Below are 21,653 nucleotides of genomic sequence, written 5' to 3'. Positions count from 1 at the left end.
GGGCTGAAAGGAGTCCCGGGGAGTCAGTCCTCCAGGCCGTCCGCCGCGCGTCTGTCCCTGAGGTCCTTGATGGCTCGGCGACGGGCCAGGCGGTGGGTGCGGCGGATCTGGGCTTCCTGGTAGCGGCGCTTGTCGCGTTCCGTCTCCGTGAGGACCGGCGGGACCGTGCGCGGCTTGCCGTCCGCGTCGACGGCGGCGAAGACCAGATAGGCGGAGCCGACCTGCTGGGCGGGCGTCGACTCGTTCCAGCGCTCGGCCAGGACCCGGACCCCGACCTCCATGGACGTGCGGCCCGTCCAGTTCACCTGGGCCTTCACATGGACCAGGTCGCCGACCCTGACCGGCTCCAGGAACGCCATCTCGTCCATGGAGGCCGTCACCGCGGGGCCGCCGGAGTGCCGGCCGGCCACCGCGCCCGCCGCGTCGTCGACGAGCTTCATGATCACGCCGCCGTGCACCGTACCCAGGAGGTTGGTGTCGGCGTGGGTCATGATGTGGCTGAGCGTGGTGCGGGAAGCCGAGGTCGGCTTGCCCGGAATCTCCGCCTCCGGGGGACGGGCCTGGTCTGTCATGCCCTCCACCATATGCGGGCCAATAGGGGTGGGCTCTTTGCATCAGCTCTGCAACAGCCATGGCCCGATTCACCTCCAGGCCTTGTGGGGCGCCTTGACCTGCACTGCACACTGGACGGCATGAATGACTGGCCCGATGGATGGTCCGACCGTAACCAGGGGTACGGACGCGGCAGCGGAAGCTCTCAGCCCGAGGGCGCCCGCGTCATGCGTCACGTGCAGCGCGGCTCGGCACCCCGTCCCTCCGCACCGCCCCGCGGCGGCGTACCCCCGCAGCCCCAGTACGGGCACGACGACGGGTACGGCCGCGGCGGCTACGACAGCGGCTACAGCGAGGGCCAGGTCTACGGCGGCGGTGGCGGCGGCCGTGGTGGAGATGACGGCTACTACGACGACCGCCGTCCCGCGCCCAACTGGGGCCGGCGCATCAAGCGCGGTCTGATCGCCCTGCTCGTCGTGGTGATCGTCTGGGGCGTCGGCACCTACTTCTGGGCCGACGGACAGCTCAAGCGCGAGGTCGACCTGAGCAAGGTCATCGAGCGGCCGGGCGAGGGCGAGGGCACGAACTACCTGATCGTGGGCTCCGACAGCCGCGAGGGTATGACCGCCGACGACAAGAAGCGCCTGCACACCGGCTCCGCCGACGGCAAGCGCACCGACTCGATGATGATCCTGCACGTGGGCGGCAACGGCGACACCCTGATCTCGCTGCCCCGTGACTCGGACGTCGAGATCCCGTCGTTCGTGGGCTCCGACTCGGGCAAGAAGTACCCGGCGACCGGCCGCCACACCAAGCTGAACGCCGCGTACGCGGAGGACGGCCCGGAGCTGCTCGTCCGTACCGTCGAGCACAACACAGGCCTGCGGATCGACCACTACGCGGAGATCGGCTTCGGCGGCTTCGCGAAGATCGTGGACGCGGTCGGCGGCGTGGACATCAAGGTCGAGCAGCCGATGAAGGACAAGAAGTCCGGCTCGGACTTCGACCCCGGCACCCACGAGATGAACGGCGAGCAGGCCCTGGCCTTCGTCCGTCAGCGCTACGGCCTGGCCGGCGGCGACCTGGACCGCACCAAGAACCAGCAGAAGTTCCTCTCGGCGCTCGCCAACCAGACGGCGACCCCGTCGACGATCCTGAACCCCTTCAAGCTCTACCCGACGATGGGCGCGGGCCTGGACACCCTGGTCGTCGACAAGGACATGAGCCTGTTCGACCTGGCGGAGATGTTCTGGGCGATGAAGGGCGTCTCCGGCGGCGAGGGCAAGTCGATGAACATGCCGATCTCCGGCAGCAACGGCGGCAACCTCGTCTGGGACAAGGCCAAGCTGAAGCAGCTCGTGGAGCAGCTCAAGAACGACGAGAAGGTCACGGTCGAGAGCAACTGACCGCCCCCGGACACGAGTTGGGCCCCGCCGATCGGCTGCAGCTGATCGGCGGGGCCCAACTTCGTGCGTACTACGGCAGGTTCGTGCAGGTACGTACGGCCACGTGTACGTACTACGGCAGGTTGCGGGCCATCACGATCCGCTGGACCTGGTTCGTGCCCTCGTAGATCTGCGTGATCTTGGCGTCGCGCATCATGCGCTCGACGGGGTAGTCACGGGTGTAGCCGTAGCCGCCGAGGAGCTGGACGGCGTCCGTGGTGACCTCCATGGCGACGTCGGAGGCGAAGCACTTCGCCGCCGCGCCCTGGAAGGTCAGATCCGAGTCGAGCCGCTCCGACTTGGCCGCCGCGGCGTACGTCAGCTGGCGGGCGGCCTCGATCTTCATGGCCATGTCGGCGAGCATGAACTGCACGCCCTGGAAGTCGCCGATCGGCTTGCCGAACTGCTTGCGCTCCTGGACATAGCCCTTGGCGTAGTCGAGGGCGCCCTGCGCGATGCCGAGGGCCTGGGCCGCGATGGTGATGCGGGTGTGGTCCAGGGTCTTCATCGCGGTGGCGAAGCCGGTGCCCTCCTCGCCGATCATGCGGTCGGCGGGGATCCGGACGTTGTCGAGGTAGACCTCGCGGGTCGGGGAGCCCTTGATGCCGAGCTTCTTCTCCGGGGCACCGAAGGAGACACCCTCGTCGGACTTCTCGACGACGAAGGCCGAGATGCCCTTGCTGCGCTTCTCCGGGTCGGTGACGGCCATCACCGTGTAGTACTCGGAGACGCCCGCGTTGGTGATCCAGCGCTTCACGCCGTTGAGCACCCAGAAGTCGCCGTCGCGGACGGCCTTCGTCTTCATGCCCGCGGCGTCCGAGCCGGCCTCCGGCTCGCTCAGGCAGTACGAGAACATCCCGTCGCCCTTGGCGAGCGGGGTCATGTACTTCTTCTTCAGGTCGTCGGAGCCCGAGAGGATCACGGGCAGCGAGCCGAGCTTGTTGACGGCCGGGATCAGCGACGAGGAGGCACAGACCCGGGCCACCTCCTCGATCACGAGGACCGTGGCGAGCGCGTCGGCGCCCGCGCCGCCGTACTCCTCGGGTACGTGCACGGCGTGCAGGTCATTCGCGGTGAGGGCGTCGAGCGCCTCCTGCGGGAAGCGGGCCTCCTCGTCCACCGCGGCGGCGAACGGCGCGATCTTCGCCTCGGCGAGCGCGCGCACCGTGTCACGGAGCATCTCGTGCTCCTCGGCCGGACGGTACAGGTCGAAGTCGGGTGTACCCGCCAAGATCTCTCACTCCCCAGAGGCTAACTACCGTTAAGTAACCTTGATTTTAGGGCCCTGGCCGCCGTCGGCATACGTGAGCTTGCCGACAGCGCATCCGTCCCCCTCTGCGGCCCCGACTATGCTCGGGCGCGCACTGCCGCCCCGCATCCCACTGGAGCTCACCTCATGGCCCTCAAGATCACCGTGATCGGCACCGGCTATCTCGGCGCCACCCACGCAGCGGCCATGGCTGAGCTGGGCTTCGAAGTGCTCGGCCTGGACGTCGTGCCCGAGAAGGTGGAGATGCTCTCGCAGGGCCGGGTGCCGATGTACGAGCCCGGGCTCGAGGAGCTCCTGAGCCGGCACGTGGCGGGCCTCGAGGGCTCCAGCGGGCGGCTGCGCTTCACCTCCTCCTGGGAGGAGGTCGGCGCGTTCGGCGATGTGCACTTCGTCTGCGTGAACACCCCGCAGAAGCACGGCGAGTACGCCTGCGACATGAGCTACGTCGACTCCGCCTTCGCCTCCCTCGCCGCCGTGGCCCGCGAGGGCTCCCTCGCGGTGGGCAAGTCGACCGTGCCGGTCGGCTCGGCCGCGCGCCTGGCGGCACTGCTTCCCGAGGGCGTGGAGCTGGCCTGGAACCCGGAGTTCCTGCGCGAGGGCTTCGCCGTCAACGACACCCTGCACCCGGACCGGATCGTGGTCGGTGTGGAGAGCGAGCGCGCGGAGAAGCTGCTGCGCGAGGTGTACGCGACGCCGATCGCGGAGGGCTCGCCGTTCGTGGTGACCGACTTCCCGACCGCCGAGCTGGTGAAGACCTCCGCGAACTCCTTCCTGGCCACGAAGATCTCGTTCATCAACGCCATGGCCGAGGTGTGCGAGGCCGCGGACGGCGACGTGGTGAAGCTGGCCGAGGCGATCGGCTACGACGAGCGGATCGGCAAGAAGTTCCTGCGGGCCGGGATCGGCTTCGGCGGCGGCTGTCTGCCCAAGGACATCCGGGCGTTCATGGCCCGCGCCGGTGAGCTGGGCGCGGACCAGGCGCTGACGTTCCTGCGCGAGGTCGACTCGATCAACATGCGGCGCCGCGGACACATGGTGGAGCTGGCCCGCGAGGCCCTCGGGGGCGGTTCGTTCCTGGGCAAGCGGGTCGCGGTGCTCGGTGCGACGTTCAAGCCGGACTCCGACGACGTCCGCGACTCCCCCGCCCTGAACGTGGCCGGACAGATCCACCTCCAGGGTGGCCAGGTCACCGTCTACGACCCCAAGGGCATGGACAACGCCCGTCGGCTGTTCCCGACGCTCGGTTACGCGGACACGGCCCTCGACGCCGTGCGCGGCGCGGACGTGGTGCTGCATCTGACGGAGTGGCGCGAGTTCCGGGAGCTCGACCCCGCGGAGCTGGGCGCGGTGGCCGGCAGCCGGGTGATCCTCGACGGCCGCAACGCGCTCGACCCGGTGCGGTGGCGCGAGGCGGGCTGGACGTACCGGGCCATGGGGCGCCCGGCCGCGTAAGCCCGCGGGCGGCGGCACGGATCACGGCTCACGGACCTCGTCCGTACCTGACCGTGCCTGGCCGTGCGCCTGGTCGTACTGGCCTTACCTGGGTGCTCAGTCGCCCTTGCGGGCCCGGTACGCCCGCATCTTCGCCCGTGCCCCGCACACCTGCATCGAGCACCAGCGGCTGCGGCCCGCCGGGCTGCGGTCGAAGTACGCCCACAGGCAGTCGGGCGCCTCGCAGGCCTTGAGGCGGAGCCAGGTGCCGTCCGCCGATGCCGCCGCCAGGGCCGCCGCGACCCGGCCCCGCAGGCCTGACGGGTCCGCCGCGCGCAGGGTGGCGGCGCCCGCGTCGTCGACGGTCACCAGGAGCGGCGCACCGGCGAGCAGTTCCGTCAGCGGACGGGTCGCGCGGTGCGGCGGGTGGCCCGCGTGCGCGAGGCAGGCGGCGCGCAGGGCCTCCCTGAGCTCCTTGGCCGCGGCCACGTCGCGCTCCCCGATGCCGAAGGCGGCCCGGCCCTCCTCGGTGTCCAGGAAGTCGGCGCCCCTCTCCACGTCGAGGGTGTTCACCAGCGCCTCCACGAGGGCCAGTTCTCCGGGTGCCGCTGCCCTCTCATTCATGGTTGCGACGTTACCTCCGATGCGGGAGCATGAGGTAACCATTACCGGTTGATGGCATATAGCGGTAACCCAATGGAGGGATGAAAGCCATGGCTGTCGCCAAGCTCGGCCCCGTGGTCCTCGACTGTCCCGACCCCACCGCCCTCGCCGGGTTCTACGCGGCGATACTCGGCGGCACCGTGAAGGACGGCGACGAGGGCTGGGTCGACCTCGACGGGTTCGGGGGCGCCCCGCTCGCCTTCCAGGAGGCCCCCGGGTACGTACCGCCGAAGTGGCCCTCGCCCGACGCGTCGCAGCAGTTCCATCTGGACCTGACCGTGGAGGACCTGGACTCGGCCGAGCAGCAGGTGCTCGCGCTCGGCGCCAAGGTCCTCGACGCCGCGGACCGCTCCCGCTCCTGGCGGGTGTACGCGGACCCGGCGGGACACCCGTTCTGCCTCTGCGCCTGCTGAGCCTCGGGGGGCCGTGGGGGGTGTCTTACGGAATTTGATGGGTGTCCGTCAGGCCTCGTGCCGTCACATCGCCCTGCGGGCTCGTCCTCAATCGCCGGACGGGCTCTGTTTGTCACGCCCGTGCCGGACAGGCTTCGTTTCACCCCTGCGCCGGACGGGCTTTGTTTGTCACGCCCGTGCCGGACAGGCTTCGTTTCACCCCTGCGCCGGACGGGCTTTGTTGGTCACCCCTGCGCCGGGGCTCCTTGTGCTACGCGTCCAAGCGGTCGATCGTGGCCGTCGACGGTGGGCGGCGTAGTTGGGCCGCGCGGGCCGTGAAGTCGGCGTCGCGCAGGACTCGTTGGACATTGCCCCAGGTCAGCAGGGCCACATCGGACTCCGGCCAGTCCCGCTCAAGGAGCTCCGCGATCAGTTGCGGATAGCGGGAGGTGTCCTGCAGGCCGTCGGCCAGGGGGTCCTCGGTGTCGTACGTACCCGAGATGCCGACGCACTCGGGCCCCGCGACCCGGCGTACGTGGTCGAGGTGGTCCGCGACGTCACGGAGCGTCGGGCCCGTCTGTGCGGCGGCGCACGGGACCAGGCACAGGCCCTTGTTGTCGCCCAGGGCGCCGAGCACGTCGTCGGGGATGTTGTCCGGGTGGTCGACGAGCGCGCGGGCCGCCGAGCGCGAGAAGACCACCGGGGCCTTGGAGACGGCGAGGGTGCGCTGGATCGTCCCGGCCGAGCTGCCGCTCAGATCGGCCAGGACGCCCAGGCGGTTCATCTCCCTGACCACTTCCTCGCCGAACCGCGACAGACCGCTCTCGTGCGCCCAGCGCGTGCCGTGCAGGGCGAGGCTGCGTACACCGAGGGTGTGCAGGGCGCGCAGGGCGCCGAGGGAGTCGCCCATGGCGGCGGCGCCCGCCGGGCCGAGGAGACAGGCGATCCGGCCGTGCGAGCGGGCGTCGACGGTGTGCGAGGCGGAACGGGCCATGCGCAGGCCCTCCGGGTGCTCGCGGACGACCGACTCGGCGAGGTCGATCAGTTCGAGGGTGGCGCTGACGGCCCGGTCACCGGCGTACGTGTCCGGCACCCGCAGGGACCAGAACATCGCGCCCACCGCGCCTTCGCGCAGCCGTGGCAGGTCGGTCTGCAGCGCGCTCTCGCCCAACTCCAGGTCGTACCAGGAGAGTTGGCGAAGGGCGCCGGCCAGTCCGCTGTACCCGTCCGCGACCGGATGGCGGGCGAGAAGGGCCCTGGCCCTGGCCTCGGGGCCCGGCGCGGGCTCGACCGGCTGCGGCCGCCCCGCGACGGCCCCGGACGACGCTGCGGACCCGGACGGCTCGGCGGACCCGGACGGCTCGGCGGACCCGGACGGCTCGGCGGACCCGGCGGCCGAAGCCGGTTCGGTGCCTTCGGCGGCGGGTGCCTGCTCGCGGCGGTCCTCCTCGCCGACCTCGCCGGTCGCGTGCTGTTCGTCCTGCAGATCGGCCATGACGGAGCTCCGGGGGTCGGCTGCGGTAGGCAGTACGGCCACCGTGACACGGCACTGGCTCAGCTTCGCGGCGGATGGTGCGTACGGGGGTACGGCGACGGCGCACCCCCGTACGCGGTGCTAACCGTCGAGCTGGTCGATGGTCGCGACGGACGGGCCGCGAGTGGCGCGCAGCTCCCGCGAGACATCCTCCGCGGCGCCCAGGACACGGACCGCGTTCTGCCAGGTCAGCTTGGCGAGATCGGGCCGTGACCAGCCGCGGCCGAGGAGTTCGGCGATCAGGTTGGGATAGCCGGAGACATCGTCGAGGCCGTCCGGCGTGAACGCCGTGCCGTCGTAGTCGCCGCCGATGCCGATGTGGTCGACGCCCGCCACCTCGCGCATGTGGTCCAGGTGGTCGGCGACCGTGGCGGTGGTGGCGACCGGCCGCGGATGCGTGGCCTCGAAGGCCTCGTGGACCTTCATCGCCTCCGGGGTCGTGTCCAGGTGGTGGAAGCCGTGCGCCCGCATGTTCTCGTCGGCGGCCGCCGTCCAGTCCACCGCGGCCTGCAGCACGAACTTCGGCACGAAGGTGGCCATGGCCACGCCGCCGTTGGCGGGCAGCCGCTCCAGGACGTCGTCCGGGATGTTGCGCGGGTGGTCGCAGACCGCGCGGGACGACGAGTGCGAGAAGATCACGGGCGCCGCGGAGGTGTCGAGGGCCGCGCGCATCGTCGTCGCCGCCACGTGCGAGAGGTCCACGAGCATGCCGGCGCGGTTCATCTCGCGGACGACCTCGTGGCCGAACGCGGACAGGCCGCCGACGCCCGGCTCGTCCGTCGCCGAGTCCGCCCAGGCGATGTTGTCGTTGTGGGTCAGGGTCATATAGCGCACGCCGAGCGCGTACAGGCCGCGCAGTGTCGCCAGCGAGTTGTTGATGGAGTGGCCGCCCTCGGCGCCCATCAGGGAGGCGATCCGGCCCTCGGCGCGGGCCGTCTCCATGTCCGCGGCCGTCAGCGCGCGGCGCAGGTCCGCCGGGTAGCGGGTGAGCAGCCGCTCGACGCAGTCGATCTGTTCGAGGGTCGCGCTGACCGCCGCGTCGCCGCTGAGGTCCGTGCGGACGTACACCGACCAGTACTGCGCGCCCACGCCGCCGGCCCGCAGGCGGGCGATGTCGGTGTGCAGACGGCCCGTCTGGTCGGCGGCGATGTCCAGGCGGTCGATGTCGTAGCGGGCCTTCTCGCGCAGCGCCCACGGCAGGTCGTTGTGGCCGTCCACCACGGGGAACTCATCGAGGAGCGCGCGGGCCGCGGCCCGTTGATCTGTTGCCATGGCGGTCATTGTGCCGAGCCGAAGCCGAAGCCCGCAGCGCCGCCCTCCACCTTGGCGCGCAGCCGCTTACCCTTCTCCGTCGCCTGGTCGTTCAGCTCCTGCTGGAACTCCCGCATGCGGGCGAGCAGTTCGGGGTCGTGGGCGGCGAGGATCCGGGCGGCGAGCAGACCCGCGTTCCGGGCGCCGGCGACCGAGACCGTGGCCACCGGCACCCCGGCGGGCATCTGCACGATGGAGAGCAGGGAGTCCATGCCGTCCAGATACTTCAGCGGCACGGGGACGCCGATCACCGGGAGCGGGGTGACCGAGGCGAGCATGCCCGGGAGGTGGGCCGCTCCCCCGGCGCCCGCGATGATCGCCTTGAGACCGCGGTCGGCGGCGTCCTCGCCGTAGGTGACCATCTCGCGCGGCATCCGGTGCGCGGAGACGACATCGACCTCGTAGGGGATCTCGAACTCGTCGAGGGCCTTCGCGGCGTTCTCCATCACGGGCCAGTCGGAGTCGGAGCCCATGACGATGCCGACGACGGGGCCGGTGGCTTCGCTGATCGGGGCGGTCGGGGCGGTCATTCCGTGATCGTTCCTCGCAGATAGCCGGCTGCGTGACGGGCGCGCTCGAGCACCTCGTCCAGGTCGTCGCCGTAGGTGTTGACGTGGCCCACCTTGCGGCCCGGCTTCACGTCCTTGCCATACATATGGATCTTGAGCTGGGGGTCGCGAGCCATGCAGTGCAGATACGGCTGGTACATGTCCGGGTAGTCGCCGCCCAGGACGTTCGCCATCACCGTCCACCTGGCGCGCGGGCGCGGGTCGCCGAGCGGCAGGTCGAGGACCGCGCGCACATGGTTGGCGAACTGCGAGGTGATCGCGCCGTCCTGGGTCCAGTGCCCGGAGTTGTGCGGGCGCATGGCCAGTTCGTTGACGAGGATGCGGCCGTCGTGCGTCTCGAAGAGCTCCACCGCGAGATGGCCGACCACGTCGAGCTCCTTGGCGATCCGCAGCGCCAGTTCCTGCGCGCGGCCCGCGAGCTCCTCGCCGAGCCCGGGCGCCGGGGCGATCACCGTGTCACAGACGCCGTCGACCTGCTGGGACTCCACGACCGGGTACGCCACGGCCTGGCCGTGCGGCGAGCGGACGACATTGGCCGCCAACTCCCGTACGAAATCGACCTTCTCCTCGGCGAGCACCGGAACGCCGGCCTTGAACGGCTCGGCGGCGTCCGCGGCCGAGCGTACGAACCACACGCCCTTGCCGTCGTAGCCGCCGCGCACCGTCTTGAGGATGACGGGGAAGCCGCCCGCCCGTCGCCCGCCACCGCCCTTACCGGAGGGCGCTTCGCGCCCGCCCCTTTTTCCCTGCTCGCCTTCGGCGAGGCCCTCGGCGGCGAACGCGGCCACGTCGTCGGGGTCCGTCACGATGCGATGGCGCGGACACGGGGCGCCGAGCGCTTCGAGCTTCGCCCGCATCACACCCTTGTCCTGGGCGTGCACCAGGGCATCGGGGCCGGGGCGCACGGGAATTCCGTCCGCCTCCAGGGCTCGTAGATGCTCGGTGGGTACGTGCTCGTGATCGAAGGTGATCACATCGCAGCCGCGAGCGAACTCACGCAGGGTCTCCAGATCGCGGTAGTCGCCGATGACGACATCGCTCACGACCTGGGCCGCCGAGTCCTGGGGGGTGTCACTGAGGAGCTTGAACTTGATGCCGAGCGGGATGCCCGCCTCGTGTGTCATACGAGCGAGCTGCCCCCCGCCGACCATGCCGACTACCGGGAACGTCACATCCTCCAGGATAAGGGCCCCTGGGATACGTAGAGACCGACGAGTCCTGCGTCACATCTCACAACCGCCCGGGCGTCAGTTGTCACAGCACCGCCACACCCCGCGGGTGCCCGCGGGCGCCGCTCGGGGTCGCTGGTTAGCATGACTGGGTTAATCAGGAGTTGCCGAACCGACCGGACGGGGCTGAGCGATCACCATGAGTGAGCGTGGCGCACTGCGCGTGCAACTGGACCAGCTCATCCGCGAGATCGCCAAGTTCGGTGCGGTGGGCGGCATCGGCACGCTCGTCAACCTCGTGGTGTTCAACCTGGTCCGGCACACCACCGACATTCCCGTGGTGCGCGCCTCGATCCTCGCCACGGCCGTCGCCATCTGCTGCAACTACGTGGGGTTCCGCTACTTCACGTACCGCGACCGCGACAAGAGCGGCCGCACCAAGGAGATGACGCTCTTCCTGCTGTTCTCGCTGGTCGGCCTGGTGATCGAGAACGGCGTGCTGTACGCGGCGACGTACGGCTTCGGCTGGGACAGCCAGCTGCAGAGCAATGTCTTCAAGTTCCTCGGCATCGGCATCGCGACGCTCTTCCGCTTCTGGTCGTACCGCACCTGGGTGTTCCGTGCGCTGCCCGCGCGCGAGGCGGTGGCGGATGCTGAATCGTTCCTTGAGGCCTCGTCGGAGTCCGACGAGACGGCCGGGACCGCCGCCAAGGGCAGCCAGCGCGTCATCTGACCTTCGCCCCCTCGTCGGATCGGCTCATCTGATCGTCTTCGGGTCCGCCTCGGCTGGCACGTCCTTGAGGCGCGTACGCGACAGGAACAGGCCGAACACCGGCGGCTGCTGCTGCAGCATCTCGAGCCGGCCGCCGTCCGCCTCCGCCAGGTCCCGCGCGACCGCCAGACCGATCCCCGTGGAGTTGCGGCCGCTGATGGTGCGCTCGAAGATCCGGGAGCCCAGCTCGGCCGGCACCCCGGGCCCTTCGTCGGTCACCTCGATGACCACCTGGTTGCCGGTGACGCGGGTGCGCAGGGCGACCGTGCCGCCGCCGTGCATCAGGGAGTTCTCGATCAGCGCGGCGAGCACCTGGGCCACCGCGCCCGGAGTGCCGACGGCCCGCAGATGCCGCTTGCCGGAGCAGACGATGGCGCGGCCCACGCCGCGGTAGGCCGGACGCCACTCGGCGATCTGCTGCATGACCACCTCGTCCAGGTCGAAGGTCACGGCAGAGCCGGTGCGCGGGTCACGGGAGTTGGTGAGCAGCCGCTCGACCACGTCGGTGAGGCGCTCGACCTGGGCGAGCGCGATCGTGGCCTCCTCCTTCACCGTGTCCGGGTCGTCGGTGAGGGTGATCTCCTCAAGGCGCATCGACAGCGCGGTGAGCGGCGTACGCAGCTGGTGCGACGCATCGGCCGCGAGCCGCCGCTCGGCCGTGAGCATCCGCGCGATCCGCTCGGCGGAGGAGTCCAGGACGTCGGCGACCCGGTCGAGCTCCGGCACCGCGTACCGCTTGTGGCGGGGGCGCGGGTCGCCCGAGCCGAGGCGTTCGGCGGTCTCGGCCAGATCGGTCAGGGGGGAGGCGAGGCGGTTGGCCTGGCGCACCGCGAGCAGTACGGCGGCGACCACGGCGAGCAGCGCCACGGTGCCGATCATCAGGAGGGTGCGGCCGACCTCGCCGGTCACCCGGGAGCGCGGCTCCTGCACGGTGACGGTCTCGCCCTGCTCGCCCACGGCCGTGGCGGCGATGACATCGCCGTCGGGCTTGCTGCCGATCTCGATCGGGGACCGGCCGGGGATCTCGATCAGCGCGTACCGCTCGGTGCCGACCTGGTCGCGCAGCACGCCCGCGGTGATCCGGTCGGAGCCCATGAGGCGGCTGTCGACGATCGCCACGAGCCGGTCCGCCTCGGAGTGCACCCGCTCCTGGGCGCTGCTGGTGATGGTGCGGGTCTCGACGATCACCAGGGAGACGCCGAAGACGGCGATCACGACGAGCACCACGGCGAGGGTGGAGTTGATCAGGCGGCGCCTCACGGGGCCCTCCGGGTGGTTACGGGTTCTGTGTGGCCGGGGCCGTGGCGCCCCCGGACCTGCCCCATGTTCGGTCGGACCGTGGCTGGTCGCGCCCGCGCGGCGGAGCCGTATATCGATACAGTGTCGCGCCCTTCGGGGCGCGACGGACCGCACCGGACTTCCCCGAAGCCACTCAGCTCTTCTCGAAGCGGAAGCCGACGCCCCGCACCGTCGCGATGTACCGCGGGTTGGCGGCGTCGTCGCCCAGCTTCTTCCTGAGCCAGGAGATATGCATGTCGAGCGTCTTGGTCGAGGACCACCAGGTGGTGTCCCAGACCTCACGCATCAGCTGGTCGCGGGTGACGACCCGGCCCGCGTCCCGCACCAGGACCCTGAGGAGGTCGAACTCCTTGGCTGTGAGCTGGAGTTCCTCCTCGCCCATCCAGGCGCGGTGCGACTCGACGTCGATCCGCACCCCGTGCGTGGCGGGCGCATGGGCGGGCTCGGTGGCGCCGCGCCGCAGCAGCGCCCGGACACGGGCGAGCAGTTCGGCCAGGCGGAAGGGCTTGGTGACGTAGTCGTCGGCTCCGGCGTCGAGGCCGACCACCGTGTCCACCTCGTCCGCGCGGGCGGTGAGGATCAGGATCGGGATCGTGTGCCCCTCGGCGCGCAGCCGCCGGGCCACTTCGAGGCCGTCCATGCCGGGCAGCCCGAGGTCGAGCACGACCAGGTCGACGGCGGCGCCGCCGCCCTGCAGCCCCGCCTCGAGCGCGGTCGGGCCGTCCTCGCGCACCTCGACCTCGTAACCCTCCCTGCGCAGGGCGCGGGCCAGCGGCTCCGAGATGGACGCGTCGTCCTCGGCGAGCAGTACACGGGTCATGGGGTGATGGTAGTCCGCACACCCCGCCGACCTGGGGCGTGTCCGCGGATCAGGCCGTACGGGGGCTTCCGGCGCCCGAATCCGGAGCGGTGCCCCTGCGGTCCGGGCGGATTCCCGGTGGGTTACCTTCGAATCGCTGGCTTGGTTCCAACGGAACCTGTGATCCATCTCTCAAAGGGCCTATACCTGCTGTTCCCCTGCCGTATGGTGACTCAGCGCCTTTAAGTGCTACTGAGGGACCTTTGGCCCCCCATAGCGGCTGATGGCCTCTTCAGAGCACAGGGCTGACCCGTCAGCCTGAGAGTTAGTGAATGACCTGTGGGCCGGGCCCGCGTGCGACGTTGCGCGTGGGTGTGGATCCCGGAGCGTCTGCCTCTTCTCCTTCGGCCCCTTTTCCGGGCCAGGCCCCTTGGCGTAGGGGGAGGCAGTGCCGTACCGGTGCCGGCCACCCCCCACCCGGGCGCGGCCCCGCTTTGCGGCGCGTCCCGAGCGAACAAGGAACACCCATGGCGTCCAGCCTGACGAAGGACTCGGCCGGTACCGCACCCGGCTCCGAGAAGACCTTCTTCGGCCACCCCCGCGGCCTGGCCACCCTCTTCATGACCGAGATGTGGGAGCGCTTCAGCTTCTACGGCATGAGGGCACTCCTCGTGTACTACCTGATCTCGGGTGGTGCCGACGGCACCAAGGAAGGCCTGCACGGCGGCGGCCTCGCCATGACGATGGCCACGGCGACGGCCATCTACGGCGTCTACCTGGCGATGGTCTACCTGCTCGCCATGCCCGGCGGCTGGTTCGGTGACCGCGTCTGGGGTCCCCGCAAGACCGTCGCCATCGCGGCCATCGTGATCATCGCCGGTCACCTCACCCTCGCGCTGCCCGGCCAGGCGATGTTCTTCGCCGGTATGGCCCTGGTCGCGGCCGGCTCCGGTCTGCTGAAGTCCAACATCTCGACGATGGTGGGCCAGCTCTACGACGGCCCGGACGACCCGCGTCGTGACGGCGGCTTCACCGTCTTCTACATGTCGATCAACCTCGGTGGCTTTGTCGCCCCGTTCATCATCGGCACCGTCGGCGAGACCGTGAACTGGCACCTGGGCTTCGCGCTCGCCGGTGTCGGTATGGCCCTCGGCCTGATCCAGTTCCTGCTCGGCACCAAGCACCTCAACCCGCGCAGCAGCGAGGTCCCGAACCCGCTCAGCCCCGCCGAGCGCAAGTCCGTCCTGGTCAAGACGCTGGTGACGGTCATCGTCGCCGCGGTCGTCTACGGCGGCGTCGTCGCGGCCGGCATGTTCACCCTGAACTGGGCCCTGGTCCCGCTCGCCCTGATCGGTCTGCTGATCCCGATCACCGTCCTCGTCCGCATCAAGCGGGACAAGGAGCTGACCGACACCGAGCAGTCCAAGATGAGCGGCTACATCTGGTTCTTCGCGGTCGCCGCGATCTTCTGGATGATCTTCGACCAGGCGGGCTCCACGCTCTCCGTCTTCGGCAAGGGCTCCACCTCGGGCTCGGTCTTCGGCATCGACTTCCCCGCCACCTGGTTCCAGTCCCTGAACCCGCTGTTCGTGATGGCGCTCGCGCCGCTGTTCGCCTGGGTGTGGCTGTGGCTGGCCCGCAAGGGCAAGGAGCCGAGCACGACCGTCAAGTTCGGTATGGCGCTGTGGTTCATCGGTGTCTCGTTCTTCATCTTCGTCGTGCCGATGCTGATGGCCGAGGACGGCACCAAGGTCAGCCCGATGTGGCTGGTCTCGATCTACCTCGCGCAGACCATCGGTGAGCTCTGCCTCTCCCCGGTCGGCCTGTCGGTCACCACGAAGCTGGCGCCGGCCAAGTACGCCTCCCAGATGATGGGTGTCTGGTTCCTCGCCGTCACCGCGGGCGACTCGGTCATGAGCCTCCTGTCCATCGGCGGCGTCGACCTCAACACCTGGCCGGTGGTCGCCGTGGAAGCCGCGGTCGCCTGTCTCGCGGGCCTCGGGATCTACGCCTACCGGAAGAAGGTCATCGGGCTCATGGGCAACGTCCGCTGACCCCACCGGACCCACCCCACTGGTTCGAACGGAGGGCCGCCGCACCACTCGTGCGGTGGCCCTCCGCCGTTTCTGCCCTGGCCCCGGGGGCGCGCGGTGCAGCATCGGGCCATGCGCCGTGCGTTGCTCGCCCTCGCCGTCTGCGGGGCGCTGCTGTCCGGGAGTTCCGCCGCCGTCCAGGCCGCCCCCGGCCCTGTCGTACGCGCCTATCCCTACGGGCCGCACCCCCGCCAGACCGTGGCGGTGTACGGACCCTCCGGGGAGCGGCGCCCCGCCCTCGTCATCGTGCACGGCGGCTACTGGGCCGAGGACACCGACTGGAGTTCCCAGGCACGGTGGTTCGCGGAGCGCGGGTTCACCGTGTACGACAGCGACTACCGGCTGAACTCCGATGCCCGCTGGCCCGCCCAGCGCGCCGATCTGCTCGCCGCCCTGCGCTGGGTCTCCGCGCGCCACGGCGGTGCACCGCCGCTGGTCGTCGGCTCTTCGGCGGGCGGCCAGATCGCCACGGTCACCGGGGCGTACGGCGCCGGGCGTACGCGGGTGCGCGGCGTCGTCGCCCTGTCACCGGTCGCCACGCCCTACCGCGCCTGGGCCGACGGCGCCCGCCCCAAGGCCCGGCCCGAGCAGCGCCGCCTTCGCCGTGAGGCCCGGGAGCTCGCGGGGTGCGACCCGGACAAGGGCGGGCGCAAGTGCTGGGAGCAGTGGGGGGACATGGCTGCTCGTACGCATGCGTCGGGGAGCGAGGACGCGCCGCTGCTTCTGGTGCACTCGGCGCGTGACTTCGTACCGCCCGCGCACTCGGCGGACGTGGCCGCCGCCCAGCGGGTCGCGGGGGGACGGGACGTGACGGTGCGGGTGGAGCGGGGGGCGGCGCACGGGGGTGCGCTGCTGGAGTCGGCAAAGGTGCGGAAGGCTGTCCTCGGGTGGTTGCGGGCGCGGGCCTGACGCCACCCCCGGAGGGACCCTGGCCGGGCCCCTCCGGGGAGTGCCGCTCAACTCGCTCAGCCCGCTCAGCGCCAGCGGCGCTTCGGCATGAAGGTGAAGACCGCTCCTCCGAGGAGGATCACCGTTCCCGCCACCAGGCCGAGCGCCCGCAGCGTGCCGTTGTCGTCGGCGCCGGTGTCGGCGAGGCCGCCGCCGGACGCGGCGGAGCCGCCCGCCGAGCCGGAGGCCGAGCCCGAACCGCCGCCGGCCGCGCCGCCCGGCTGCGCCGCCGTGTCGATCTCCAGGGAGACCTCCGTCTTGTCCGGCGTGCAGGTGGTCGTCGTGCCGAGCGCCTTCACCGTGAGGACGCCCGGTGACAGCGTGGACTTGCCGTCCGCGCCCGGCTTGTAAGTCCCGGTCAGATCAGGGATGTTCATCGGGTCGCCGGACTTGATGGGCTCCTTGTTCGTGGGGCCCTCCACCGCCACCGTGCCCTTGTCCGCGCCGCCCAGCTTGACCGCCATCGACGGCTTCACGGAGTCCGCCGGGATATCGGCCGGGCTGTCCATCACGGACTTCTTGAACTTCACGGTGAGGTCGTAGTTCCCGCCGCTCTTCTTCGCGTTGATCTGCACGGGCGACGTGGCTTCCTTGTCGCCGATCGGCGTCTTGCACTTGTACGGGATCTGGACTTCCTTGCCCTCGAAGTCCGTCTGCCCGCCTCCGCCGCCGGTCGAGCCGCCGGAGTCCGAGCCGCCGCTGTCGCCGCCGCCCGCCGAACCGCCGGAGTCACCGCCGCTGCCGCCCGAGTCGCCGCCGGTGGGAAGGCCGGTCGGCAGGCCCGTGGGCAGTCCGGTCGGCGCCGTCGTCGGCAGGCCGCCCGTCGTACCGCCCGAACTCCCGCCGCCGCCACTGACCTTGATGGTCGCCGCGGACTTCACGGTTTCCTCGGGAGCGCACTTGGTGTCCGTCGACATCGGCTTGCTGACGTTGATGTTGTACTTGTCCGGGGTCAGCGTCACCTCGCCCGGCGCCGTCAGCTTCAGCTTGCCCTTCATGTCGGACAGGACCATGGGGCTGTTCTTCTTGATCGGCGGGTTCTTGCGCTCGCCTTCCACGGCGAGCTCCGCGCTCTGTCCGCCGCCGACCTTGATGGTTCCGGTCGGCTTGACGGTGTCCTTCTCCAGATCGATGACATCGGGGTTCCTGGAGGCGGCCTTGACCGTCTTCCACACCACCTCGACCTCGTCGCCGACCTTCGCCTCCGCCGGTGCCTCGATCTCCACCTCGGTGGTCCCGTGCACGGGGTCCATACCGGAGATGGCGGGTGGCACACACTCGGTCTTGTACGCGGTCTCGGCGGCCTGCGCCGGACTCGCGGCGAGTATCAGCCCCGCGCCGCTGAGCATGAGCGCGACGCCGGCCGCACTCACTCTCCGTTGAGTGGTCACGTGTTTCCCTTCCCTGGTGCCGTCGGACGGTTCTCTTGCGGTGCGGAGAGCTGAGTCGGTGCACCCGGAGCGGAGTCCGGGGTGAACCACGGCAGCGAGGCCGTGGTGGCCGGATCGGACGCGGTCCCGCCGGGGCCGTCCGGACGCCGTCGCTTCTCGGCCGCCCGGGAGGCGGTGCCGGAGAGCGGAGTGAGTGCCTTGGGGAAGCGCAGGCCCCGCACCTCACGTACGCGGCGCGCATGGTGGCCGCCGGAGCGGCGGCGCGGACGTACCCGGTCGACGATCGCCATACCGATACGGAAGACCGCCGCGGGCACGACGACACACAGCAGGATCCAGAAGAGCGTCACGCCCCAGGGCCGGCCCACGCCCCACGGCTGCTCGGCGAGCACCTTGCCGCCGTACTGGAGGGAGACCAGATAGTCGCCGTGCGCCCCCGAATCCAGCTGTACCTTCAGTTTGACCTGGGCCTTCTTGCCCGGTGCGATCGTGCCGCGCCACTGCTGCTCCTCCCACTCGGGGGCGAGCACGCCGTGCGAGGTGCCGACCTTGAAGACCGGGTCCTTGACCGGGGCCGAGCCGAGATTGCCCACGGTCACCACGAGTTCGCGGCCGGGCGGGGCGCCGAACCAGGTGAGGACGGAGCTCGACCCTTCCAGGCGGGTGGCGGCGAGGACGGCCAGCTTGCCGCCGCTCGGCTGTTTCGGCAGCGGCTTCACCGGGTGCCCCGCGACCTCGAACGCGGCCTGCGCGGTGGCCTTCTCACCCGTCACGGTGGCCACCCGCACCACGCAGGGGCAGGCCTCGGGCGGCTCGGCCACGGGGAGTCTCTTGCTGAAGCCGCCGTCCCCGTCGGTGGTGACGGCGCGGCCGTCGGAGTTGGCGCAGGCGTTGGTCCCGCCGATGGGGTCCTTGTCCGGTGCGGCCCGGCCGCAGATCAGCATCATCAGGAGGGTCTTCGGCCGCCAGCCCTTGCCGGTGACGGTGATGGTGCCGCCCTTGCCCGCCTCCGTTCTGGAGAGTTCGACGGAGGGGCCGTCCGCCGCGGGCGCGGGCGGTGCGGCCAGGACCAGGGTCACGGCCGCCGCCACCGCGAGGATCAGTGCCCGGATGCTCGCCTTGCCGCTCACGTCGCCGCTCCCGTCAACTCGCGTTCCGTCTGCTGCTGTTCAGGGTGGTCCGGGTCCGCCGCGCGCCGCCGTCGGCGTACCGCCCGGACCCCGGCACCGGCCACCGCCGCGAGGCCCGCGGCCGCACCCGCCACGGCGCCCCACGGCACGAAGCCGGCGGAGGTCGTGGTGGTGTCATGGGCGCCGCCGGCCGCCGTCACGGTCAGCCGGATGTCGACCGAGTCGAGGGCGGGGGCGTCGGGCCAGGGTTCGGAGAGGGTGACCCGGCGGCCGGGCAGCAGCTCGACGGGCAGGGCGCGCGGGCCGCGGTCGAGCACCTCGCCGAAGACGCCTTCGGCGTGCACCGCGAGCTTCGGGCTCAGCACGGTGTTGCCGCGGTTGACCAGGTCGTAGGTGATCCGGCTTCCGTCGTCCACGAACCGGGCCCGCTCCACGGTGAGGGCGGAGAGGGTCGGCCCGCTGACCCGCAGATGCAGGCGTACGCCCGCGCTCTCCCCCGCCCCCTTCGCCACGATCGCCGCCGGATGGTCCCCGGGAGCCGCCCCGGCCGGCACCGTCACCGTGAACGGCACCTCGGCCCGGGTGCGCGGCGGCACCGTCACCTTCCGCTCCGCGAGCCTGACCCAGGCACCGCCGTCGGCGGACCGCCGGTCGGGCCTGATCGCGAAGGAGCCGTCGCCTTTGTTGTAGGCGTCGGCCCCGCGCAGCTCGACGGTCCGCGGCTTGTCGCCCGGGTTGGTGACCGTCACCTTGTCCTCGAGGACGGTGCCCGGTGTGCCCTCCAGATAGACGTAGGGCCGCCCGTCCCCGGCCGGTCCGGATCCGCCGCCCGATGAGCCCGATGAGCCCGATGAGGGCGCGAGGGACCAGGGCGGTTGGTCGGCCGCGGCCGACGGGTGCCCGGACATGGCGAAGAGGCCGCCCGCCACGAGGACTGCGACCGTGAGGACTGCGCGCGCAGCGCTCGATGCGAGGGCGGTGACGGGCGACGGGCGGGCGACTGCTCGGGCAACGGACGGCATCGGCGGCTCCTGGTGCTGCGTGCTGCGTGCTGCGTGCGCGTACGGGCTTCAGGCGCAGGGCCGGCACGGAGGCCGGCGCGGCGCGGGACCGGTGCGGAGCGGCCCCGGGGAGTCGCCTCCCGCTACCTGCGCGCCGCCTGATTGCGCCGGGTCAGCCACAGCACGCCCGCGGCACCGGCGAGCAGCACCGTGCCGCCGAGGGTGCCGAGCGCGACCGCGGAGTCCTCGGGCCCGGTCTGCGGGAGTTCCTCGCCGCCCGCGGGCGCACTGCCCGAGTCACCGGTGGAACCGCCGGTCGAGCCGCCCGTGGCACCGCCGCCGGCGCTCTTCACGTCCAGGGACAGGGACGGCTTGGGGTTGTTCTTGGGTGTGCAGGTGGTGGTCGTGCCCATCGCCTTGATGGTGAGCGTGGACGCGGTGAAGGTGACCTTGCCGCTCTTCTTCGGCGTATACGTCCCCGACAAGTCACTGATCTTGATAGGGGTGTTGGCCGGAATCGCCTCGGAGTTGGGCGGCCCGGACACGGGCACGTTGCCGGTCTCGGCGCCGCCGAGCTTGATCAGGGCGCTGGGCTTCATGGCGCCCTTGCCGAGCTCGACCGGGCTGGACGAGACGCCCTTCTGGAAGGACATGGTGAGCTTGTATCCGCCGCCGCTCTCGACGCTCTTGATGTCGATCGGCGAGACGGCGCCCTTGTTGCCGATCGGCGTCTTGCACTGGTAGTCGACGTCTACGACCTCGGCGTGCGCGGCCGGAGCGGCGAGGAGCACCGCTGAGCCGGCCATGGCCGCGGCCGCCACGAACGCGGCACAGCGCCCACCCGTCTCCCGACCACCGCCCCTCAACGAGGCGCTCCGCGCCGCAGGGTTCCTTTTCTGGTACGACACCTGAAGTTCCCCTCTTTCGAGCTTTTCGACGCTCGTGCCAACTGCCCATCTGTCACTGACAGTTCCTGACGACACATCAGATTGGGCGCTCAAGGTACGCCGGGGACCTTGTGGAGGGAAGACAAAAGACAGCCCGGATCTCGGGCTGTCGGCGGGGTCATATGACGGGCTCCGAACCTGCGGTAACCCGTGGCGGGGCAGCTAACTGGGCGCGGCCAGCTCCGCCCAGACGGTCTTGCCGGCCTCACCGGGTGTGCGTACGACGCCCCAGTCGAGGCAGAGCCGCTGCACGATGAACATGCCGTGCCCGCCGGGCCGTCCGGCACGGTGCGGAGTGCGCGGCGCGGGCTGGCCCGTGCCGCGGTCGGAGACCTCGAGGCGCAGCACCTTGTTGTCACAGCCGACCCAGAGCTCGTCGGCGCCCTCGGCGTGCAGACAGGCGTTGGTGACCAGTTCGGAGACGACCAGGAGGACATCCTCGGCGGCCGCCCGCTGATCGGCGCCCGTCGCGGGCAGCCAGCCCCAGTCGTAGAGCGCCTGGCGGGTGAAGTCGCGGGCGAGCGGCACGACGCCGCTGGCGCCGTTGAGGCTCAGCCTGCGGACCTGGCGCACGGTGCGCGTGGCCGCCGCGTGCGGGGCCTCACCCGCGGCGCCCGGCTCCGGGCCACGGTCGCCCGGCGAGAAGGGCCGGGTGGTGCTCATCAGCGCTTCACCTCACCGATTCACCAGTTCTTGAGATCTCTGTCGATCTGGGCGGTCTGTAGGACAACAACTCGGGCCGGGACCAGGGGGCGAGTGGGCGGCTCCGGAGGACGGGGCCGAAACTCGCTTCCAAGTCTCGAGACGCTGACGACGGCAGAAGCGGTTCTGCACTCCCGGCATTCAGCAATTCCAGCTGTCTCCTGCCCGGCCGATCCGTGAGAACACCCACTTATTCGATCCGGGGGGTGTGATGCAGGTTACGTACCGATCACGT

General features: G+C 70.9%; 20 protein-coding genes. 6 read left to right on the top strand and 14 right to left on the bottom strand.

What is annotated here, in order from left to right; genetic code table 11:
• Positions 1 to 23: 23 nt before the first annotated feature.
• Positions 24 to 572 (bottom strand): acyl-CoA thioesterase, encoded by a 549-nt coding sequence (locus ACFQVC_RS37765; protein ID WP_381839536.1) that lies wholly within the window; start codon positions 570 to 572, stop codon positions 24 to 26.
• A 120-nt stretch (positions 573 to 692) separates the two neighbouring features.
• Between ACFQVC_RS37765 and ACFQVC_RS37760 the strand changes: the two genes are divergently transcribed.
• The gene (locus ACFQVC_RS37760; RefSeq protein WP_381839533.1) at positions 693 to 1,958 is read left to right on the top strand and encodes an LCP family protein; all 1,266 of its coding nucleotides are present in this window, start codon (positions 693 to 695) and stop codon (positions 1,956 to 1,958) included.
• A gap of 112 nt (positions 1,959 to 2,070) precedes the next feature.
• On the opposite strand, the gene ACFQVC_RS37755 is transcribed toward ACFQVC_RS37760, so the two are convergent.
• Positions 2,071 to 3,228, bottom strand: coding sequence for an acyl-CoA dehydrogenase (locus ACFQVC_RS37755; RefSeq protein WP_381839530.1), 1,158 nt, complete (start codon positions 3,226 to 3,228; stop codon positions 2,071 to 2,073).
• A gap of 165 nt (positions 3,229 to 3,393) precedes the next feature.
• Here ACFQVC_RS37755 and ACFQVC_RS37750 point away from each other — a divergent pair, with 165 nt between their 5' ends.
• Positions 3,394 to 4,719, top strand: a complete 1,326-nt coding sequence (locus tag ACFQVC_RS37750) for a UDP-glucose dehydrogenase family protein (protein WP_381839528.1) — start codon at positions 3,394 to 3,396, stop codon at positions 4,717 to 4,719.
• Between the two features lie 96 nt (positions 4,720 to 4,815).
• Here the strand turns inward: ACFQVC_RS37750 and ACFQVC_RS37745 are convergent, their stop codons facing one another.
• Positions 4,816 to 5,322: a CGNR zinc finger domain-containing protein gene (locus tag ACFQVC_RS37745; RefSeq protein ID WP_381839525.1), complete on the bottom strand. Its 507-nt coding sequence runs from the start codon at positions 5,320 to 5,322 to the stop codon at positions 4,816 to 4,818.
• 89 nt (positions 5,323 to 5,411) lie between these two features.
• On the opposite strand from ACFQVC_RS37745, the gene ACFQVC_RS37740 reads away from it, so the two are divergent.
• Complete coding sequence (locus ACFQVC_RS37740) at positions 5,412 to 5,774, top strand: VOC family protein (protein WP_381839523.1); 363 nt, start codon at positions 5,412 to 5,414, stop codon at positions 5,772 to 5,774.
• A 250-nt stretch (positions 5,775 to 6,024) separates the two neighbouring features.
• Here the strand turns inward: ACFQVC_RS37740 and ACFQVC_RS37735 are convergent, their stop codons facing one another.
• The 4 genes from ACFQVC_RS37735 to ACFQVC_RS37720 all read right to left on the bottom strand — a co-directional run bounded on the left by ACFQVC_RS37735 (position 6,025) and on the right by ACFQVC_RS37720 (position 10,339).
• Positions 6,025 to 7,248 (bottom strand): dipeptidase, encoded by a 1,224-nt coding sequence (locus ACFQVC_RS37735; RefSeq protein ID WP_381839520.1) that lies wholly within the window; start codon positions 7,246 to 7,248, stop codon positions 6,025 to 6,027.
• A 120-nt stretch (positions 7,249 to 7,368) separates the two neighbouring features.
• A complete protein-coding gene (locus ACFQVC_RS37730; protein ID WP_381839517.1) occupies positions 7,369 to 8,568 on the bottom strand; it encodes a dipeptidase in 1,200 nt (399 codons plus the stop codon).
• Positions 8,565 to 9,128 carry a 5-(carboxyamino)imidazole ribonucleotide mutase gene (purE, locus tag ACFQVC_RS37725; RefSeq protein WP_381839514.1) on the bottom strand — a complete coding sequence of 188 codons (564 nt, stop codon included), beginning with the start codon at positions 9,126 to 9,128 and terminating at the stop codon, positions 8,565 to 8,567. Before purE ends, ACFQVC_RS37730 begins: the two co-directional genes overlap by 4 nt.
• Entirely contained in the window at positions 9,125 to 10,339 is a 1,215-nt protein-coding gene (locus ACFQVC_RS37720; RefSeq protein ID WP_381839511.1) for a 5-(carboxyamino)imidazole ribonucleotide synthase, read from the bottom strand. The genes purE and ACFQVC_RS37720 overlap by 4 nt, the downstream gene beginning before the upstream one ends.
• 196 nt (positions 10,340 to 10,535) lie before the next feature.
• On the opposite strand from ACFQVC_RS37720, the gene ACFQVC_RS37715 reads away from it, so the two are divergent.
• Positions 10,536 to 11,069 (top strand): GtrA family protein, encoded by a 534-nt coding sequence (locus tag ACFQVC_RS37715; RefSeq protein WP_381839508.1) that lies wholly within the window; start codon positions 10,536 to 10,538, stop codon positions 11,067 to 11,069.
• A gap of 24 nt (positions 11,070 to 11,093) precedes the next feature.
• Here ACFQVC_RS37715 and ACFQVC_RS37710 read toward each other — a convergent pair whose 3' ends face one another.
• Complete coding sequence (locus tag ACFQVC_RS37710) at positions 11,094 to 12,368, bottom strand: ATP-binding protein (RefSeq protein WP_381839505.1); 1,275 nt, start codon at positions 12,366 to 12,368, stop codon at positions 11,094 to 11,096.
• Positions 12,369 to 12,540: 172 nt separating this feature from the next.
• Positions 12,541 to 13,227, bottom strand: a complete 687-nt coding sequence (locus ACFQVC_RS37705) for a response regulator transcription factor (protein WP_381839502.1) — start codon at positions 13,225 to 13,227, stop codon at positions 12,541 to 12,543.
• Positions 13,228 to 13,733: 506 nt separating this feature from the next.
• Between ACFQVC_RS37705 and ACFQVC_RS37700 the strand changes: the two genes are divergently transcribed.
• Together ACFQVC_RS37700 and ACFQVC_RS37695 are read left to right on the top strand one after the other, a co-directional pair.
• Positions 13,734 to 15,260, top strand: a complete 1,527-nt coding sequence (locus ACFQVC_RS37700; RefSeq protein WP_381839499.1) for a peptide MFS transporter — start codon at positions 13,734 to 13,736, stop codon at positions 15,258 to 15,260.
• Positions 15,261 to 15,371: 111 nt separating this feature from the next.
• Entirely contained in the window at positions 15,372 to 16,208 is an 837-nt protein-coding gene (locus tag ACFQVC_RS37695; protein WP_381839496.1) for an alpha/beta hydrolase family protein, read from the top strand.
• A gap of 65 nt (positions 16,209 to 16,273) precedes the next feature.
• Here the strand turns inward: ACFQVC_RS37695 and ACFQVC_RS37690 are convergent, their stop codons facing one another.
• The 5 genes from ACFQVC_RS37690 to ACFQVC_RS37670 all read right to left on the bottom strand — a co-directional run bounded on the left by ACFQVC_RS37690 (position 16,274) and on the right by ACFQVC_RS37670 (position 21,379).
• A complete protein-coding gene (locus ACFQVC_RS37690) occupies positions 16,274 to 17,596 on the bottom strand; it encodes a hypothetical protein (RefSeq protein WP_381839622.1) in 1,323 nt (440 codons plus the stop codon).
• A gap of 38 nt (positions 17,597 to 17,634) precedes the next feature.
• Positions 17,635 to 18,768 (bottom strand): neocarzinostatin apoprotein domain-containing protein, encoded by a 1,134-nt coding sequence (locus ACFQVC_RS37685; RefSeq protein ID WP_381839493.1) that lies wholly within the window; start codon positions 18,766 to 18,768, stop codon positions 17,635 to 17,637.
• Positions 18,765 to 19,790 carry a hypothetical protein gene (locus ACFQVC_RS37680; RefSeq protein WP_381839490.1) on the bottom strand — a complete coding sequence of 342 codons (1,026 nt, stop codon included), beginning with the start codon at positions 19,788 to 19,790 and terminating at the stop codon, positions 18,765 to 18,767. The genes ACFQVC_RS37685 and ACFQVC_RS37680 overlap by 4 nt, the downstream gene beginning before the upstream one ends.
• 122 nt (positions 19,791 to 19,912) lie before the next feature.
• Positions 19,913 to 20,575: an LPXTG cell wall anchor domain-containing protein gene (locus tag ACFQVC_RS37675; protein WP_381839487.1), complete on the bottom strand. Its 663-nt coding sequence runs from the start codon at positions 20,573 to 20,575 to the stop codon at positions 19,913 to 19,915.
• 303 nt (positions 20,576 to 20,878) lie between these two features.
• Positions 20,879 to 21,379: an ATP-binding protein gene (locus ACFQVC_RS37670; protein ID WP_381839484.1), complete on the bottom strand. Its 501-nt coding sequence runs from the start codon at positions 21,377 to 21,379 to the stop codon at positions 20,879 to 20,881.
• Positions 21,380 to 21,653 lie beyond the last annotated feature (274 nt).

This window comes from Streptomyces monticola, from assembly GCF_042665355.1.
In the GTDB taxonomy this organism is placed as follows: Bacteria; Actinomycetota; Actinomycetes; order Streptomycetales; family Streptomycetaceae; genus Streptomyces; species Streptomyces monticola.
Note: the sequence above shows the minus strand (reverse complement) of the source record. Positions and strands in the feature narration are given on the sequence as shown.